This is a genomic window from Sphingobacterium siyangense (genome assembly GCF_007830445.1).
GTDB lineage: Bacteria > Bacteroidota > Bacteroidia > Sphingobacteriales > Sphingobacteriaceae > Sphingobacterium > Sphingobacterium siyangense.
This window is the reverse complement of the sequence record NZ_VLKR01000025.1, coordinates 62839-81967: the sequence shown is the minus strand read 5'-3', so window position 1 is coordinate 81967 and position 19129 is coordinate 62839. Positions and strand designations below refer to the sequence as shown.

Here is a 19129-nt window from a genome sequence, read left to right as displayed (position 1 = left end):
CTCCGTTATGGTGAACTTTTCGCTTTTTGCAATTGACGAAATTGTGAAGGGGACATGCCCTCATATTTTTTGAAAAATTTGGTGAAGTTGGAAGGGTCATAGGTCAGCCTTTGTGCGATCTCCGATATGGTTAACTCGTTATTAGCGAGTAGGCTCTTGGTGCAGGTCAATATTTTTTGTACATAAAAATGACAAGGGTGATTCCCTGACGTTTCCTGTATTATCTTGATGAGATGCTTTTGTGAGATACAAAGTATGTTTGCGATGTCCTGAAGCTCCAGCATTTCTATACTGACTCCGCTGATCAATTCCGCCAGATGACGATCCAGTAACTCAAAATATTTTATCGTAATTTCTTCACGTCTTTTCTTATTGGGAGGCAATACTGTATTCATCTTAATCTTTTTCGAGTTGTTAGGTTAAATATAACCAATTTGGACTATACGAAATAGTTTATCCAAAATAGATTCGTGTTGATTGGATGTATGTCTAAAAATTAGCTTAGAGGATTTATGGAGAAGGGGGCTGTGGATTACCGGACGATTAAATTGTAAATTCGTATACTTGTAGAATTCCGGGAGGAATTCGCAATTTTTATAATCCCGCATAAAAATAAACAGCGTATAATATGCAGATACTTTTAGTAGAGGACGATCGCCGGATTAGCAGCTTTGTGGTGAAAGGTCTGGAAGAAATGGGGCATCAGGTCATTTTAGTTGAATCTGCGGAAGCTGCACGTGAATGGATCAATGCAGATTCTTTGGATATTATTGTACTTGATATCATGTTGCCCGGAATTGATGGTATCCAGTTTACGAAGATGGTCAGGTATCGAAAAAATCATATTCCGATATTGATTTTGAGTGCTTTAGGGGAGATTGAAGATAAGGTCGAGGCCTTGGAAAGTGGTGCCGATGACTATCTCGTCAAGCCGTTTTCCTTTAAGGAATTGGTGAGTCGTATCAAAGCCCTGGTACGCCGGGACAATTATAAAAACGTGCCAAAGGACAGTAGCGTAGAAATTCGTGATTTAAAAGTGGATCTTGAACGTTATGAAGTTCATAAGAATGGTAAAAATGTCGATCTCTCTCCCAAAGAATTTAAACTATTTAAGTATCTGATCGAAAATCGAAATAAAACGCTTTCACGGACTGCAATCTTGCAGGCCGTTTGGGGAATCGATTTTGATAACAGCACCAATGTCGTCGATGTGTACGTTTCTTATCTAAGAGGCAAGGTTGATGAAGGGAGCGATACCTCCATTATCAAAACGGTGAAAGGAGTCGGTTATATGCTTACAACGGACTGACAATGAATTTAAAAATTCGGCTTACACTCTTTTCTACGCTGGTATTCACCATTATTTTTGGGCTTGCAACGCTAGTCATCTACTGGATATTTTATAATTCCTCGGAACGACATCTGATCAGTTCCCTCGAAAAAAATGCGAAAATAGCTGGTATATATTACCTCGAGGCAGATGAGCAGAGCCCACTAAAGCATTTGGAATCTAAAAATCAATATGAAAGCCTGGTTAAACGTGCCATGGTAGCAGTTTATAACGCCGAAGGAAAAGTAAGTTATGGCGGTATGCGTTTTGATAGTCAAATTAATAAGGATTTGCTGAGCCAGCTGAAATCAGACAAAACGATTTATTTTAAAACAGAAGATAGCTTTTATTTTGGTTTGTATTATCCAGACAATCAGGGCGATTTTTTTGTGTTTGTCAAAGAGTCGAGCGCAGATTTTGATCATCAGTTGAATCGTTTGCTCATTACGCTTGTCTTTGTTTTTCTCGTTGCATTGATCAGTATTGCCTTGTTGTCGGTTTGGCTGAGTAAATATGCTTATCTCCCCATTCGTAAAGTGATCCAAGAAATTCGGCATAAGGATTTAAGCACGATTCAGGAGCCCCTGACGACTATAAAAACGAAGGACGAACTACAAGATCTTATTGAAAGTTATAATGCGCTCCTACGTCGGATCAGCGAAAATATGATTATTAGAAAGAACTTTGTCAGCTATGTTTCACACGAGTTTCGAACACCTTTGGCGGGAATCCTGGGCTCAATGGAGGTCTTCGGTACAAAGGTCAGAAGTGAAGAAGAATATCATGAATTGGCCGAAACCATTACTGAGCATGTGAATTTTCTGAATCAGCTTATTGGTAATTTTCTATTGCTGACCGAAGATCAGGCCCTGAAACGTTCACTGGAAACCTTTCGCATAGACGAGATCGTATGGGATCTTGTACCTAAGTTTTCGAGATCATTTGCCGTGCCCTTGAAAGTCGATATACAGGTCGATGAACCGCGATACTTTAATTTTCGGGGCAATAAGATGCTCGTTAGTCTGTCTATTTCCAATTTAATCGAAAATGCACTTAAATATGCAAATGGGCAGGAAGTTCTTGTCCGAATGACAGGTGTAAATGGCAGGCTGTCTTTGCAAATCATAGACCATGGTATTGGTATCCCACAAGCCGAGCTGGAGTCTGTGAAACAGACTTTCTATCGTGGATCAAATGTTGGTAAAGTTAAGGGCAGCGGCATAGGTCTCTCTTTTGCGCAGATTGTATTTAAGGATCAAGGGGTAGACTTTGATATTCGTTCAAATGATCTAGGTACAACGGTATCGCTATTATTCCCCCAGTTCTAATCATTTTCTAATCCCTTCTAATCAAACTTTAATTTAACCTAAAGTTGCCTGTAATCCCTGTCATTTAGTTTTGTGAAAATTCAAAATTAAGTGAGAAAACTACGTATTACATTATTTTTACTTCTTGGCCTGAATAGCAAGCTATTTTCGCAGGAGGCGGTTGAAAACCGTTTGCGAAAGGAGGAGATCGAGCAGATATTCCTTACCCATAACCTGACCTTAATGGCGCAGCGTTTTCATATGCAGCAAGCCGAAGCTGCTGTGCTTCAGGCAAAGTTGTGGCCCAATCCAACGATTTCCATCTCCGAAGTCAATCTTTGGAAAAACCCTTCCAGCGAATCCTTTCCAGCGCTGATCGGAAATTACGGTAAGTATCAGCAGGTGGCGATCGAGCTGGAACAGACCATCGAAATGGCTGGCAAACGAAAAAAGAGAGTGCAATTGCAGCTTCTCGAAAAAGAAAATGCCCAGCTTCAATTTGAAGAATTGCTGCGGAACCTAAAATATGATCTCCGGAGCCAATGTCTCGAATTACAGATTCTGCAGGAAAAGGAGAAGTTATACAATAGTCAGGTGGATATCTTTCAGACGTTGGCAAAATCATACCAAAATCAGTGGAAAGAAGGCAATGTAAGTGAGATGGACTACCTCAGGATTCAAAGCGAGTCTATCGCATTTGGTAACAAACTGAATGAAATCCAACAGGAAAAAATTACAAAAATGAATGAGGTTGCGCGCTATCTCGGAGACAAAGGGACCGCACTCACTATATCAGATACGATCGGCATTCCGCATTTTCTCCAGGGAAAAAAACAGGAGTGGAAAATGATGGCGCTCGACAATCGCAGCGACTATAAGATCATCCATAACGAATTGAAGAAAAGTGATGCTCAGCTGAAAATAGAAAAGGCCGAACGTATACCAGATTTGCAGGTCTCCATGAATTACGACCGTGGTGGAAATATCATGCGCGATTTTATAGGGCTGGGGGTTGCTATGGATCTTCCTCTATTTAACCGGAACCAGGGGAATATCAAAATCGCTAAGCTGGAACTTGAGAAAAATAAAGTGGAAATCGAGCAATTTCGTATCGACATCGAACGGGAGATCGACTTCCTTTCGGAGCGGCTCAGCAACCTTGAAACGAGTTTGAAGACAACGGATATCGGCTTTGATGGTAAATTGGACGTAGCGCTAGAACGCTATGTGCGCAATTTCCAACAACGGAGACTGACCATCGTTGAATTTATAGATTTTATCAATAATTATATGGAAAACAAAGAATCAATATTGGAACGCAGGGCGAAATATCTTCAGTATAAGGAGGAACTGATGTACTTGATCGGAAAGGATATTTTCTCATGAAAAGTAATTTTTTAACGCCATTGACACTGCTGTCTATTTGTTTAGTGTGGAGCTGTCAGCCGGCGAAAAATGAAGAGCAGCCTATTCCAGCTGCTAAAGGCTTTTGTCTTAGCGCCGACTTTAAAAACCAAATTAAAATTGATTCGATACAGAAGCGAACGGTATTTGAACAGATCGCTTTAAATGGGGTTATCCAATACGATCAGGATGAACTTGCTGCGTTAAAGAGCCCTATACCTGGTATCGTGCAGTCTGTTTCGGTCAAGATGGGCGATTATGTAGAAAAAGGACAGATTCTGGTATCGCTTAAAGGGACCTCGGTCAATGATTTAGGAAAGGAACTGCGGGAACTGGAAAATAGCAAGCGGCTGACGGAGAGTAAATTGTTTAACCTGCGTAGCCTGCTGAAAGATGGTATGGCTTCCCAGCGGGAGCTGGAAGAGATGGAAAGTGAATTGAAAGCCGTGCAGATTGGAATCCGCCATGTGAAAGCGAACATGAGTTTGCTGAATGGCTCCTCGGAAAATGGTGTGTTTTACATCCGTGCGCCCAAAGCTGGCTATATCGTAGATAAAAAGGTGAGTCCTGGTATGACTGTTGGCGATGACGCCGATTTGCTGTCGGTCAGTAAGCTGAATGAGGTATGGGTTTCGGTCAATATCTATGCAAATAATTTACCTTTTGTTAAAAACGGGGCTCCTGTCAAGATCACTACACTGGCTTATAAAGGTGAAACTTTTGACGGTTATATTGATCAGGTCGCCAACTTCTTTGATCCGGAAGAACGTGTGGTCAAAGCGCGCGTGAAGTTGTTGAATAAAGACCTGAGATTGAAGCCAGGCATGAGCGTGGATGTGCTGGTCGAAAAGGCCGTTTCGGGACAGGAAGAGCGTATGCTGGCAATTCCGAAAGATGCCATTATCCTCCATAACAATCAGAATTTCGTTGTACGCTATAAAAATGACTGTGACCTGTCGGTTAAAGCTGTTGATATTGTCGCTGAGAATGAAACATACGCTTTTGTCAAATCTGGTGTAGTCGAGGGAGATCAGGTGCTGACGGAGAATGAGCTGATCGTATTTGATGAACTGATAAATAGGTAGGATGAAGAAAGTTGTACAAAATATTGTTTCATTCTCATTGAAACATTCCTTGGTCGTCCTGTTTTTTACGCTGGCATTATTGTTCGGCGGGATATATGCCTACCTCCATACACCGATTGAGGCTTTCCCCGATGTGACCAACACACGGGTTAGGATTATCACACAGTGGCCCGGGCGCAGTGCTGAAGAAATAGAAAAGTTCGTTACACTGCCTGTTACCAAAGAAATGAATACCATTCCAAAGAAAACGGATGTTCGTTCCATCTCCTTGTTTGGGTTATCTGTTGTAACGATTCAATTTGAGGATGGGGTAGCGGATTTTTATGCCCAACAGTATGCGGGTAATAAGATGCGTTCCATTGAGTTACCGGAAGGTGCTGAGAGTTCAATCGAACCACCATCTGGTGCTACCGGAGAAATTTTTCGCTATGTGGTGAAAAGTAATCTTCCGATCAAGGAAGTCTCTGCCATTCAGGATTGGGTGATTGAACGGGAGCTTGTCGGTGTGCCCGGCGTGGCGGATGTCGTCAGCTTTGGGGGGGAGGAAAAGATCTATGAAATAAAGATCAATCCAACAGAGTTGGCCAATTATAACCTGTCGCCACTGGATGTTTATGAAGCCGTATCACGTTCGAATATAAATGTCGGCGGCGATGTGATCCAGAAAGGAAATCAGGCTTATGTTGTGCGTGGGGTAGGCCTATTGGATAAGATCGATGATATCGGTAATATTTTGATCAAGGTGGTCGGCAATACACCGATTTTAGTCAAGCATGTTGCAGAAATAGAATTAGGCGCAAAACCGCGACTCGGACAGGTGGGACTCAACCAGGAAGATGATCTTGTCCAGGGAATCGTCATTATGCTCAGGGGAGAAAATCCATCTGCAGTTGTGACAAAGTTAAAAGAAAAAATAGTGGAGCTGAATCAACGTATTTTACCTGCAAATGTCAAGATTGAACCCGTTATTGATCGCACAAAACTGGTGAATAATACCGTGCATACGGTTTCCAAAAACCTGATAGAGGGGGTTCTTCTGGTTTCGATTATTGTCTTTATCTTTTTGAACAACTGGAAGACAACCTTTATCGTTGCATCGGTGATCCCATTGGCCTTCCTATTTGCGATTATTTGTTTGAAAATACAGGGGCTCCCTGCAAATTTGATTTCCATGGGGGCATTGGACTTTGGATTGTTGCTCGAAGGAACGCTGGTCATCGTGGAGACTGTTTTTGTCTCTTTGGAAAAAGAGGCTCATCGGCTCGGGACGGAACGCTTTAATAAAATCTCCAAACTAGGGATCATTAAGAAAGGTGCCGGCTCTGTAGCAGGCTATATCTTTTTTGCCCTATTGATCTTGATTGTCGCATTGACGCCGATTTTCTCTTTTCAAAAGGTGGAAGGAAAGATGTTCTCACCATTGGCCTTTACGCTCGGCTATGCCTTGTTGGGGTCCTTGATCCTGAGTTTGACCTATGTGCCCGCGATGTGTAAATACTTATTGAAAAAGAATATCAAAGAAGATGAGAATAAGATCACTAAGGTCAGCCGCAATGCCATTTTTAAAGGTTTTAGGAAAGCTTTCGACCATCCAAAATGGACATTGTCGATTTTTATTGCTGCTTTGCTCGTCTGTATTTTTCGGTTTAGCCATTATGGTTCAGAGTTTCTTCCGAAACTGAATGAAGGTGCAATTTATGTCCGCGCAACCTTACCCAATAGTGTCAACCTAGAAGAATCTGTGAAGCTGACCAAAACCATGAAAGCAAAATTGATGAAGCAGTTTGACGAGATTGATTTTATCATGACGCAAACAGGCCGCCCCAATGATGGTACAGATCCAACCGGTTTTTTCAATATTGAATTCAATATTGAATTGAAACCCGAAGGCGAGTGGAAAAGAAAACTGTCAAAAGAGAAATTGATTGGTCAGATGCGGGATAGTCTACAGACTTTTCCGGGAATAAATTTCGGTTTTAGCCAGCCGATCCAGGATAATGTAGAGGAGTATGTAGCCGGAGTAAAAAGTCCGCTGGTAATCAAAATTTTTGGTGAGAATTTACAAGATTTAGAAAATAAAGCCAATAAGTTTGCCGAATCACTTAAAAAGGTGAACGGTATTACGGACATCAATGTTTTCAAAAATATCGGTTTGCCTGAACTAAGGATTCAGCTGCATGATTCGAAAATGGCCAAATATGGTGTTTCGACCAAGGATGTGCAATCTGTGATCGAAATGACTATTGGCGGGCAATCTGTGACACATTTCTATGAAAACGAGCGCATCTTTGATGTACGTCTCCGCTTCCAAAAATCGTATCGTGACAATCCTGAGAAGATCGGAAATATCATCATTCCCACGATGAATGATCAAAAAGTACCACTGCGGGAGATCGCAACAATAGATTATCATACCGGTCCGGCATTTATTTACAGAGAGGGCAATTCCCGTTATATTGGTGTTGGCTTCAACATTGAAGGTCGGGATTTGGGAAGTACAATTGCCGATGCAAAAAAACAGATAGAAAAAGATATTAAACTGCCCAAATCTTATAAGGTCGTGTGGGCCGGAGAATTCGAAAGTAAGGAACGGGCTACAAAACAGCTGATGAATGTTGTGCCAATTTCTCTTATTTTGATTTTACTCTTGCTGTATGCCAATTTTGGCAACGTCAAAGATACGTTGATCTCTTCGCTTACACTGGCATTTGCATTTATAGGTGGTTTTGTATCGCTGTGGGTTACTGGGACGACATTTGGAATTTCGGCGGGTATCGGATTTATTATTCTCTTTGGTGTAGCCACGATTGACGGCATTGTTTTAATAGGGATAATGAAAGAAAATCTGTTGAATAAAATGAGCTTGAAACCCGCTATTTATGAAGCTGTAAAAAGCCGGATCAGACCCATCCTAATGATTGCGTTAATGGGGGCAATGGGGTTATTACCGGCCGCACTTTCAAACGGAATGGGATCTGAAATCCAAAAACCCTTGGCTATTATGATTGTCGGCGGATTGATTATTTGTATGATTCTATCGTTTTCTGTACTGCCAGTCGTTTTTTACTTCTCTTATAAAAAGGAGAACCGCGATTAGTTACCCATTTTTAATTATTATATACGATACAAAGGTTGCCTGTCAGACAGTGCAACCTTTGTTATTTCTAATCTGCAGCTATACATTCCATAATAGCTGTCGAAATTTTACGCCGATAAACATGTATATATATCTTTTACATGCTATTTTTTGTAAATCTTGTTATAAATGTTGAACTTACATTTAAGTTACTGAAGTCAAATTTCAACTTTAAAGGCACTAATCTGAAGTTTTGCTGAAATAAGTTATAAATCTGTATTTAAAATTAGAAAGCCATTCTTCCGCTTCTTCATGAGTTGTATTTACTAGAAAAGGTCAATATTAGGTCAGTGTTGATTAATTCATAAGAAGATTGACCTCGCTATTCCAAATAGATTTGTGATAAAGAAATATTAAAATAATACGCTATGGCACAATTTAAATGGGAAGGAATTTATCCTGCAATGTTATCACCATTTGATGAAAATGGAAATTTGGATTTTGATATGTTTGGTAAAAACATTGAAGCACAATTGGATGGAGGTGTTCACGGTTTGATTATCGCTGGATCATTGGGTGAAGCAAGTGTTTTGAGTACGGAAGAAAAGTATGATTTATTGACATATGCGTTGAAGGTTGTCGCTGGGCGTGTACCGGTGTTGTTGAATATTGCAGAAAATACAACTGCTGCAGCGATCAAAGTGGCTCAAACGAGTGAAGAATTGGGCGCAGACGGTTTGATGTTATTGCCACCGATGCGCTATAGAGCTGATGATAGAGAAGCAGTCGCTTATTTTCGTGCTGTTGCACAAAGTACCAAATTGCCAATTTTAATCTATAACAACCCTGTTGACTATAGTACTTATGTATCGCTGGACATGTTTGAGGAACTCTTATTGGAACCAAATATTCAGGCGGTGAAAGAGTCTACACGAGATTTAACAAATATCACGCGTTTGAAAAATCGTTTTGGTGATCGATTAAAGATTATGGCTGGTGTAGATACCTTAGGACTCGAGTCTTTGATGTTAGGGGCTGATGGTTTAGTTGCTGGACTGGTCGATGCATTTCCAAGAGAAACTGTGGCCATGTACGATCTTGTAAAGGCTGGCGAGTACAGCAAAGCTGTAGAAATATACCGTTGGTTTATGCCTTTATTGGAATTGGATATTCATCCTAAGTTGGTCCAATATATTAAATTGGCAGCGACAGCCGAAGGAATTTCAACACCTTATACACGCGCTCCCAGATTGCCATTGATCGGCGAGGAAGAACAACGCGTTAAAAAAATTATTGCAGATTCAATCGCAACCAGACCACAATTATAGGAATGCTTCTGAACTTTCTGGACGAAGGTTCAGAAAATTTCCTTTTTTAGGGCCGGATAAAAATAGGCGAAAAGGACCTTCTTATTATATTTAATGCCGCAAGGAATGAAGATATCGGGAAGGTTTTTATTGATTTTTGAAGATAGATACTTACAATAAAAACAAAAGGAATGGATAGAAACGAAAATGAGATTGATTACGTCGTAAAACAGGCGGAGGCTGGGTTTCAGTTTCTTCAAAAAACTGATGTCATTGAACGGGCGGAATTGATGTATGCCATTGCCGCAGAAATTGAGGCATTGGGAGACGTCCTGATTGAAACGGCCCATCTGGAAACGGCCCTTCCTTTGGGAAGACTGCAAGGTGAAAAAGCGAGAACGGTCAATCAGTGGCGTCGATATGCCGATGCTGTGCGAACTGGTTTATACAGTGAAGTACGCATTGATCGAGACCCAAATGGCCAATTTGATTTACGGAAGTATAATAAAGGGCTTGGTCCTGTTGTGGTTTTTGGCGCAAGTAATTTCCCTTTCGCTTTTTCAACAGCAGGTGGGGATACCGCCAGTGCCATTGGTGCGGGCTGTTCAGTTATCGTAAAAGCGCATCCCGCTCATCTTAAAACCTCGCAATTAATGGCTGACGCTATTGATCGGGCGATTTCAAAACAAGGAGCTCCAACTGGCGTTTTTAATCATGTGCTGTCGGATTCATTTGCTACTGGACAACAATTGGTCCGCCACAGATTCGTAAAAGCAGTCGCATTTACAGGTTCTTTCCGTGGCGGGAAAGCTTTATTTGATCTGGGCCAGTCAAGACCTGATCCTATTCCGGTATTTGCCGAAATGGGGAGCGTAAATCCGGTTTTTCTTTTACCGGACTACTTAGCTAGCAATCTGGAACCTTTTGCTAAGCAGTATATTGCCTCATTGCTTTTAGGTGTTGGTCAATTTTGTACCAATCCAGGTGTTCTGGTAAGTATTGGCGGCGAACAGCTAGATCTTCTTAAAGCGGCGTTGAAGAAAGAACTTCAAGCTGCCGCGACCGGCAAAATGCTGCACGCAGGAATATTGGATAGCTACAACCGTTTAAAAGGGGAAATGGTTCAATACGATGGTGTCAGTATATTGGAAGAAGGGCAGGATAATACAGGGCAAGATTTTGCGCAGGCCCTGCTTGCTGAGGCGGAAGCAAGCCAAGTTTTGGCTAATCCTAAGTTATTGGAAGAGGTTTTTGGACCTTTTGGGCTAATTATATCTTGTGCGGACCTCAATGAAATGAAAAATGTAATGGAGCAGCTCGAAGGACAGATTACCATCACTTTTGCGGCATCGGCGCAGGATATCCGCGAATGCCAGGCACTCTTTTCAATTGCACAGGACAAATGTGGAAGGCTTTTGTTTCAGGGGATGCCAACTGGGGTTGAAGTACAGTATGCTATGCATCATGGCGGACCTTATCCGGCAACCACAGATGCACGTTTCACTTCTGTCGGGCCCGATGCAGTAAAGCGTTTTATTCGCCCCATTAGTTTTCAAAATTGGCCAAATGAATTTTTGCCTAAAGAACTGCAGGACGGAAACCCATTACAAATTGACCGTTTGGTCAACCAGCAATGGACTAAAGCATAATAGAAACAAGTGACCATATAAACAAGTAACCAGAAATGAAGAAGACTTTTTTTTGTATTGATTCGCATACCTGTGGTTGTCCCGTGCGATTGGTGGCCGGTGGAACCCCATTGTTACAAGGAAACTCGATGATGGAGCGCAGGTTACATTTTATACGTGAATACGATTGGATCCGTATGGGATTGATGTTTGAACCAAGGGGCCATGACATGATGAGTGGCAGTATGCTTTATCCACCCTTTGATCCGCAAAATGATATTGGTGTCCTTTACATTGAGACCAGTGGTTGTCTACCGATGTGTGGACATGGGACTATTGGTACAGTGACGATTGCTATAGAGGAGGGCCTAGTTCAACCTAAGGTTCCCGGAAAATTAAGGTTGGAAACTCCGGCTGGACTTGTACATATCGACTATGTCCAAGAGGGATCTAAGGTGAAAAGCGTAAAGCTTACCAACGTCAAATCCTTTTTATACGCTGAAGCCTTAACGGTCGATTGCCCGGATCTAGGCAACATCAGCGTTGACGTTGCCTACGGTGGAAACTTTTACGGCATTATTGACCCACAGACTAATTTTCAAGATATCAGTTCTTATTCAGCAAGCCAGCTCATTCATTATGGAAAAATAATCCGGCAGCTGCTGAATGAAAAATATTCTTTTGTTCATCCCGAAGATGCTAATATACATGGATTGACTCACATCCAATGGACGGGAAATCCTAAGCTTCCTAACTCATCAGGGCGTAATGCTGTATTGGTTGGCGATAATGCATTAGACCGTTCTCCATGCGGTACAGGTACATCAGCCCGTATGGCGCAATGGTATGCTAGAGGGAAACTCAAGAAAGGGATGGAGTTTATACATGAAAGTTATATCGGGTCACAATTTACCGGTAAAATTGAAGCTGAAACAACCGTCGATGGCAGACCGGCCATTGTCCCATCCATAGAAGGCTGGGCACGGATAACAGGCTATAATACCATTTTCTTGGATGATGAGGATCCTTATTTTGGCGGTTTTCAAGTGATTTAATAGTTCAGGTGATTTAAAAAAATAATAAGACAAGAGCAACGTGAAAGAAAATAATAGAGGTACGGTTGTCGTCGTTGGTGCAGGAATTGCAGGACTTGCTTCCGCCTATTACCTTGTAAGAGACGGATGGAATGTGAAAATCCTCGAAAAAAATACCTTGGACAATAACTGTTCTTATGGCAATGCCGGCATGATTGTCCCCAGTCATTTTACGCCCTTGGCTGCCCCTGGTATTGTAGCGCAGGGGATAAAGTGGATGTTCAATAGTAAAAGCCCTTTTTATGTACGGCCTTCGCTAAATCCACGAATGATCAATTGGGGATTGAAGTTTTTAAAACATGCTAATCGCTCACATGTAGAACAGCATGCGACTGCAATACGTGATTTGAATCTCTACAGCAGCAGATTATATGATGAATTGGCGCAGGAGGAAGGGTTTGATTTTGAACTGAAGCAGAACGGGATCCTGATGATGTATAAATCTAAGGAAATGAAGCATGAAGAAATTGAATTGGCTCATCGTGCTCAGGATCTTGGACTTGATGTCGATATTCTAGAGGGAAATGCCGTTCAAGAACTGGAGCCTAATCTGAAGCTGGATGTTTTAGGTGCTATACTTTATCGCTGTGATGGAAAATTATACCCACCAAAGTTAATGCGGCAATTGATTCAATATTTGAAAGCCGCAGGGGTCGCTTTTTTCGAAGAAACAGAGGTCAGTAAATTTATAACAGCCGGAAATAAGGTGAAAGAGGCGATCAGCAACAAAGGAAGTTTTCAGGCGGATGCTTTTGTCTTGACTGGTGGCGCTTATTTACCGCAGCTGACATCAAAGTTGCACGTAAATACACCGCTTATGCCAGGAAAAGGGTATTCTTTTATGTATCAGCCCGAGAAAGAGAATACATTGAATCATGCGGCATTATTACTGGAGGCTCGTGTTGCTGTAACCCCCATGAATGGCCAGATCCGATTCAGCGGTACGATGGAATTGGGACCAGCAAATGACAAAATTTATGAAAACCGTGTCCGCGGAATTGTAGAATCCATTCCTAAATATTATCCGGAATTGAAGGTCGATTACCCAAGCGAAAAAATATGGTATGGTTACAGACCCTGCTCGCCTGACGGATTGCCCTATCTGGGAAGATTGAAAAAATTTGATAATGTCCTAGTTGCCGGTGGGGGTGGTATGATGGGCTTGAGCTTGGGCCCTGCCTATGGGAAAGTTGTTGCAGATTTATTGGCAGGACAGAAAATAGAGTCTGAAATCACTGGTTTTAGACCTGATCGTTTCGACTGATAAAATTATGATATAAACCAACACCCGAATTATGAATCGTTCTTTTTCTTTTATAGCCCCCAAAACATTGTTTTATGGACTGCTCTTTCTATTCCCGGTCCCCATGCATGCACAAAAGATGAAATTATACGACCATACAACTCCTATAGAGCCTTATATTGTACAATATGGGCATGATGTTGAGGCGATCAACTATTTTTATGGCCCTATGCCCAAAGGCTGGGGCAATCAGCGGGCTGCCGCTTCGCCCGAACAGTTAGCACGTCTTCAACGTTTGGATAACGAATATTTGAACAAGCTGGACAAGTTCCCCTATGAAGAACTCGAAACATCGGGGCAGGTAGATTTTATCTTACTGAAGCGCAAACTAAAAAGTGATCTCCTTTCATTGAAAGAAGATGAGTCGAATTACAACCGGTTATCTGTGTATTTACCTTTCGCACAGCGAATTTTTGCACTTGAAAAGGAACGCCGTAGGGGGAAGCGTCTGGCAGGAGAAGATGTCGCGAAAGAGCTGACGCTGGTTGCTGGTGAAATCGATCGGTCAATAGCTGCTCTACAGGAAAAGACCAATATTCCTTATTCAGATGTCAACTTTCTGGTTACCTTATTAAATTCACTGGACTTAAGGATCACCAGCACCTTCGATTTTTATAATGGATACGACCCTGAATTTAGCTGGTGGGTACCGGCTATATTTCAGCAGGTGAAAGGCAAGCTCTCGGATTATAAGGAGAAATTGGCTGCAAAAAGTGATTGGAAAGTGTTTGATGACGGTAGTCAGATTGCTGGTTGGCCTATTGGGGAAAAAGAGATAAACAGAAGACTCAAAGCAGAAATGATCAGTTATACCGCTGCCGATCTTTTAAAATTGGCCGATCAGGAGTTTAAATGGTGTGAGGCCGAGTTATTGAAAGCGAGCCGTGAAATGGGGTTCGGCGATGATTGGCGGGCTGCACAGGAAAAGGTTAAAAACTCCTACGTACCCATTGGACAACAGCCGGAGCTCATCTTGAGATTGTATAACGATGCGCAGCAATTTATTGAACAAAATAAACTCATGAATATTCCTGAGCTGGCAGACGAGACTTGGGGTATGATCATGATGACACCTGAACGGCAGCGGGTCAATCCCTTTTTTACAGGCGGACGGGAAATTAGCATATCCTATCCGACAAACACGATGGATCAGCAGGCGAAATTGATGAGTATGCGTGGCAATAATCCTTATTTCTCCCGAGGCACAGTCCAGCATGAATTGATTCCCGGTCATCATCTGCAATATTTTATGAATAGGCGTTACAAGCCTTACCGCGAAGAGGCATTTAACACGCCATTTTGGACGGAAGGATGGACACTGTACTGGGAACTGCTGCTGTATAGCAAGGGATTTGCAAAAACTCCAGAGGAGCGAATCGGGATGTTATTTTGGCGCATGCACCGCTGTGCAAGAATAACCTTTAGTATCAAATTTCATTTAGGTGAGTGGACGCCGCAGCAATGCATCGATTATCTGGTAAACCGCGTGGGATTTGAGTCGGCTAATGCGCATGGTGAAGTAAAGAGATCGTTTGAAGGTTCCTATGATCCTTTATATCAGTTGGCCTATCTCGTAGGCGGCTTGCAATTGATGCGTATCAAAGAGGAGGTCGTAGATCAAGGGAAAATGTCATTTGTGGAATTCCATGACCGTGTGATCAAAGAAAATTATCTACCGATGGAAATGTTGAGAGCGATTATCAAGGGCGAGAAGTTAAAGCCCGATTACGAGACAAACTGGAAGTTTTATCATTTTAATAACTAGGTGTTTATGAGTGAGTCGAAACAAACTTTTCAAAAGTCCCTCGGGTTGCTGGATGCTACTATGCTGGTGGTTGGAAGTATGATCGGCTCTGGGATTTTTATTGTATCTGCGGATATCGCTCGTAACACGGGGTCTGCGGGCTGGATGATGGTGGTATGGCTGATATGTGGTTTTATGACATTGACTGCAGCGTTGAGCTATGGTGAATTGAGTGCGATGTTTCCAAAGGCAGGAGGGCAATACATCTACCTTCGGGAGGCTTATGGGCCGGTATTGAGTTTTGTATTTGGCTGGACATTTTTTGCCGTTATACAAACTGCGACAATAGCTGCTGTGGGGGTAGCTTTTGCGAAATTTACAGCCTATCTCTTCCCCTTTATGGATGAAGATGTTTACCTGCTAGAATGGTCAGATTATCGGGTATCGGCAGCGCAGCTGCTGGCAATTACCGTCATTATTGTATTAACCTATATTAATTCAAGAGGCGTAAATAGCGGAAAGCGCGTACAGACATCCATCACATTGATCAAGATCGGGAGCCTGTTGCTCTTGTTGCTCTTTGGCTTCCTGGCTTTGAAACATGAAGTTTGGGCTTGGAACTGGGACAATATATCACTTTGGTCAATGCGCCGTTTAAATACGGATGGAACGTACGCATCTTATGATGGATTTTCAGCAATGGGCGCTTTTTCTGCGGCTATGGTCGGTGCGCTCTTCAGCAGCGATTCCTGGCACTCATCTTCCGCAGTAGCCGGCGAAATTAAAAATCCACAACGTAATATCGGCTTGAGTCTTGCATTAGGGACTTTACTGGTTACCGTAATCTATCTTCTGACTAATTTGATGTACACCGGCATATTGCCTTTGGAAGCTATGGTCAATGCACCAAAAGATCGTGTAGCCATGAGTGTCGCTCAAGAAGTTTTTGGCCCATTTGGGATAACTATTATAGCGATTATGATCATGATCAGCACTTTTGGCTGTAATAATGGGATTATCCTGGCAGGAGCGAGGGTGTATTATTCTATGGCCAAAGATGGTTTGTTTTTTAAAAGGGCAGGTAAGCTCAATGCGCATGCGGTACCTGCCTGGGCACTCTGGATACAATGTGTCGCTGCGTCAATATGGTGTTTAAGCGGAAAATATGGTGATTTATTGGACATGATTACCTGTGTGGTCGTTATATTTTATGTACTCGCGATTGCGGGTATTATTCGTCTCCGTATCACACGTCCAGATTTGAACAGACCCTATAAAGCATTTGGCTATCCTTTTCTTCCCATTCTTTATATTCTGATGGGACTTGCCTTTATTGGGTTGATGGTCATTTTCAAACCCAATTATACCTGGCCGGGCATTATCATTGCACTATTGGGAATCCCGATCTATTATTTAATCAATCCTAAGCGAAGAAAGTATGAAGTTTCTTAGTACAGCGGTTTTGTTGTTGTCTGCACAGTTTCTGTTTGGTCAAGGAACTGTGGCAGATTATACGCGTGCACAAAACTTAAAAAAACAATTGACCAACAAAATTGAAAATCTGCCCGGCCAGTTTTATTGGAATGATAAGGGGGATCTCTTTTGGTATGATCGAAATACGTTGCAGGGAAAAGAGTATATTTTGGTCAATCCCCAGGCAAAAACAAAAGAACAGCTGTTTGATCTGACGAACGTATTTTCGTTAGTGGATGAAAAGCTGGGGCGGAAAATCGAAAATCGTGTTATTTCCAATGATCAGATAAAATTGCTGGATGAGGATCAAGTATCGCTCGATATCGCGGGCTACCTGTGGATCTGGAACCGTCGTTCCTCGCAATTGAGCCAGGGCGCTGCAAGTGGAAATAAAGAACGAAATATGCGATATTGGGGGCAGCGTAAGCAGGGAAATGCCTATAGGGAAGTCGAATCTCCAGATAAAAAATATGTGGCATTTATCCGCAATAATAATGTATTCCTGGCAAAAAAGGGAAATACAAACGAGGCCCGACAAATTACCTTTGATGGCAACACGGCAAATTATTATAGCAATGATATTCAATGGGCACCAGATAGTCGTAAGCTGGCTACAGTAAAAACTCAAAAAATAGAGATCAGGCAACTGACGCTTATTGAATCTTCTCCTAAAGATCAGCTGCAGCCTAAAATTCAGACACGCGATTACGTGAAGCCCGGAGATGAGCTTGCGCAAAAACTACCCATTTTATATGATCTTGAAAAAGACCGACTATCGGTGTTTGATGCTACACTCATACCAAATCAATTTTACCTTTCGGATCTTTCCTGGCGCGATGACAGCAGAGCATTTACCTTCGAGTATAACAAACGGGGGCATCAAGTCTATGGCGTCATGCAGATGGATGCAAATAGCGGTACCTCGAGTTTTCTGATTCAAGAGCAGAATAAGACCTTTATTGATTATAGCGGCAAGAAATACCGTGAGGATCTGGCCGATGGAAAGGAGATTGTATGGGCCTCTGAGCGTGATGGATGGAACCACCTGTATCTCTATGATGGAATTACTGGTAAAGTAAAGAACCAGATAACGAAAGGAAACTGGGTTGTTCGGAAAATTGTGCATGTTGATGCTGAAAAACGAACGGTTATTTTCGAAGGCAGCGGAGTGAATGCTGCAGAAGATCCCTATTTGGTCCACTATTACGCTATCGGTTTAGACGGAAAGGGCTTAAAACTGCTGACCGAAGAAAATGCAAATCATCAAGCTTTTTTCAATAAAGACTATTCGCAGTTTGTGGATACGTATTCCCGGGTCGATCAGCCGCCAATTTCAGTATTGCGCGACAAAAATGGCCGTCTTATCATGGAGCTGGAGAAAACAAACAGTAGTCTGCTCGAAGCTGCAGGGTGGCGTGCACCGGAGGTTTTTAAAGCTAAGGGACGTGATGGCGCAACGGATATCTGGGGGATTATTATTCGGCCGACGAATTTTGATCCTGCTAAAAGCTATCCTGTCATCGAATACATTTATGCGGGACCGCATAGTTCTTTCGTACCAAAATCATTTTACAGCAACCCGAGCGGGATGTACGAACTCGCTGAATTGGGCTTTATTGTGGTGCAGATCGACGGGATGGGGACCTCAAATCGTTCGAAGGCTTTCCATGATGTCTGTTGGAAAAACCTGAAAGATGCGGGCTTTCCGGATCGAATTGCCTGGATGCAGGCCGCGTCAAAACAATATAAATACATGGATATCGGCAGGGTAGGGATCTATGGCACATCTGCCGGGGGGCAAAGTTCAACCGGAGCGCTGTTATTCCATCCCGAGTTTTACAAAGTTGGCGTTTCCTCCTGTGGTTGTCACGATAACCGAATGGATAAAATATGGTGGAACGAGCAATGGATGGGCTGGCCTGTAGGTCCTGAATATGCGGCTAGCTCTAATATTGAAAATGCCGCTAAGCTGGAAGGAAATCTTTTGCTGATTGTTGGAGAACTTGATGATAATGTGGATCCTTCATCCACTTTCCAATTGGTTGATGCTTTGATTAAAGCGCGTAAGAATCATGATTTTATCATGGTTCCTGGAATGGGGCATTCTTCCGGGGGAGATTATGGTGAACGAAAAAGAAGGGACTATTTTGTAAAACATCTTCTTGGCGTAGATCCGCCTGCCTGGAATCAGTATTGATCTTTCATTAGAACAATAATCCGCTAATGCAGGCCTATTTCCTGCTTTTTTTGACGAGTCTGATCTTATTGGCCAGAAAGGACCTTCGGTATGCTTTTATTGCTGTTGGTGTCTGCGAAGTCATGAAGGTTTTATTTCAATTGGGAATAGGTATGAAGCGATAAGAGTGGTTCAAAAACAC

Annotated in this window: 13 protein-coding genes; 12 read left to right on the top strand and 1 reads right to left on the bottom strand. The window is 42.3% G+C overall.

Annotation, left to right across the window (positions count from 1 at the left end):
• Positions 1-5 precede the first annotated feature (5 nt).
• A complete protein-coding gene (locus IQ31_RS19855) occupies positions 6-395 on the bottom strand; it encodes a helix-turn-helix domain-containing protein (RefSeq protein WP_075991850.1) in 390 nt (129 codons plus the stop codon).
• 233 nt (positions 396-628) lie between these two features.
• Between IQ31_RS19855 and IQ31_RS19850 the strand changes: the two genes are divergently transcribed.
• The 12 genes from IQ31_RS19850 (at position 629) to IQ31_RS19795 (ending at position 18948) form a co-directional block, all read left to right on the top strand.
• Positions 629-1309, top strand: a complete 681-nt coding sequence (locus tag IQ31_RS19850; RefSeq protein ID WP_088160929.1) for a response regulator transcription factor — start codon at positions 629-631, stop codon at positions 1307-1309.
• Between the two features lie 2 nt (positions 1310-1311).
• Positions 1312-2658 (top strand): sensor histidine kinase, encoded by a 1347-nt coding sequence (locus IQ31_RS19845; RefSeq protein ID WP_088160930.1) that lies wholly within the window; start codon positions 1312-1314, stop codon positions 2656-2658.
• Positions 2659-2748: 90 nt separating this feature from the next.
• Positions 2749-4023 (top strand): TolC family protein, encoded by a 1275-nt coding sequence (locus IQ31_RS19840; protein WP_088160931.1) that lies wholly within the window; start codon positions 2749-2751, stop codon positions 4021-4023.
• Entirely contained in the window at positions 4020-5126 is a 1107-nt protein-coding gene (locus IQ31_RS19835) for an efflux RND transporter periplasmic adaptor subunit (protein ID WP_088160932.1), read from the top strand. Before IQ31_RS19840 ends, IQ31_RS19835 begins: the two co-directional genes overlap by 4 nt.
• 1 nt (position 5127) lies before the next feature.
• Positions 5128-8223, top strand: a complete 3096-nt coding sequence (locus tag IQ31_RS19830; RefSeq protein WP_088160933.1) for an efflux RND transporter permease subunit — start codon at positions 5128-5130, stop codon at positions 8221-8223.
• A 407-nt stretch (positions 8224-8630) separates the two neighbouring features.
• Entirely contained in the window at positions 8631-9530 is a 900-nt protein-coding gene (locus IQ31_RS19825; protein ID WP_075991855.1) for a dihydrodipicolinate synthase family protein, read from the top strand.
• Positions 9531-9700: 170 nt separating this feature from the next.
• Complete coding sequence (locus tag IQ31_RS19820) at positions 9701-11158, top strand: aldehyde dehydrogenase (NADP(+)) (protein WP_088160934.1); 1458 nt, start codon at positions 9701-9703, stop codon at positions 11156-11158.
• A 35-nt stretch (positions 11159-11193) separates the two neighbouring features.
• Positions 11194-12192, top strand: a complete 999-nt coding sequence (locus IQ31_RS19815; RefSeq protein ID WP_145329514.1) for a 4-hydroxyproline epimerase — start codon at positions 11194-11196, stop codon at positions 12190-12192.
• A gap of 40 nt (positions 12193-12232) precedes the next feature.
• Positions 12233-13495, top strand: a complete 1263-nt coding sequence (locus IQ31_RS19810; protein ID WP_088160936.1) for an NAD(P)/FAD-dependent oxidoreductase — start codon at positions 12233-12235, stop codon at positions 13493-13495.
• A 31-nt stretch (positions 13496-13526) separates the two neighbouring features.
• Positions 13527-15299: a DUF885 family protein gene (locus IQ31_RS19805; RefSeq protein ID WP_198386069.1), complete on the top strand. Its 1773-nt coding sequence runs from the start codon at positions 13527-13529 to the stop codon at positions 15297-15299.
• A 6-nt stretch (positions 15300-15305) separates the two neighbouring features.
• Positions 15306-16730, top strand: coding sequence for an APC family permease (locus IQ31_RS19800; protein WP_088163503.1), 1425 nt, complete (start codon positions 15306-15308; stop codon positions 16728-16730).
• Positions 16717-18948, top strand: coding sequence for a S9 family peptidase (locus tag IQ31_RS19795; RefSeq protein WP_145329512.1), 2232 nt, complete (start codon positions 16717-16719; stop codon positions 18946-18948). The genes IQ31_RS19800 and IQ31_RS19795 overlap by 14 nt, the downstream gene beginning before the upstream one ends.
• Positions 18949-19129 lie beyond the last annotated feature (181 nt).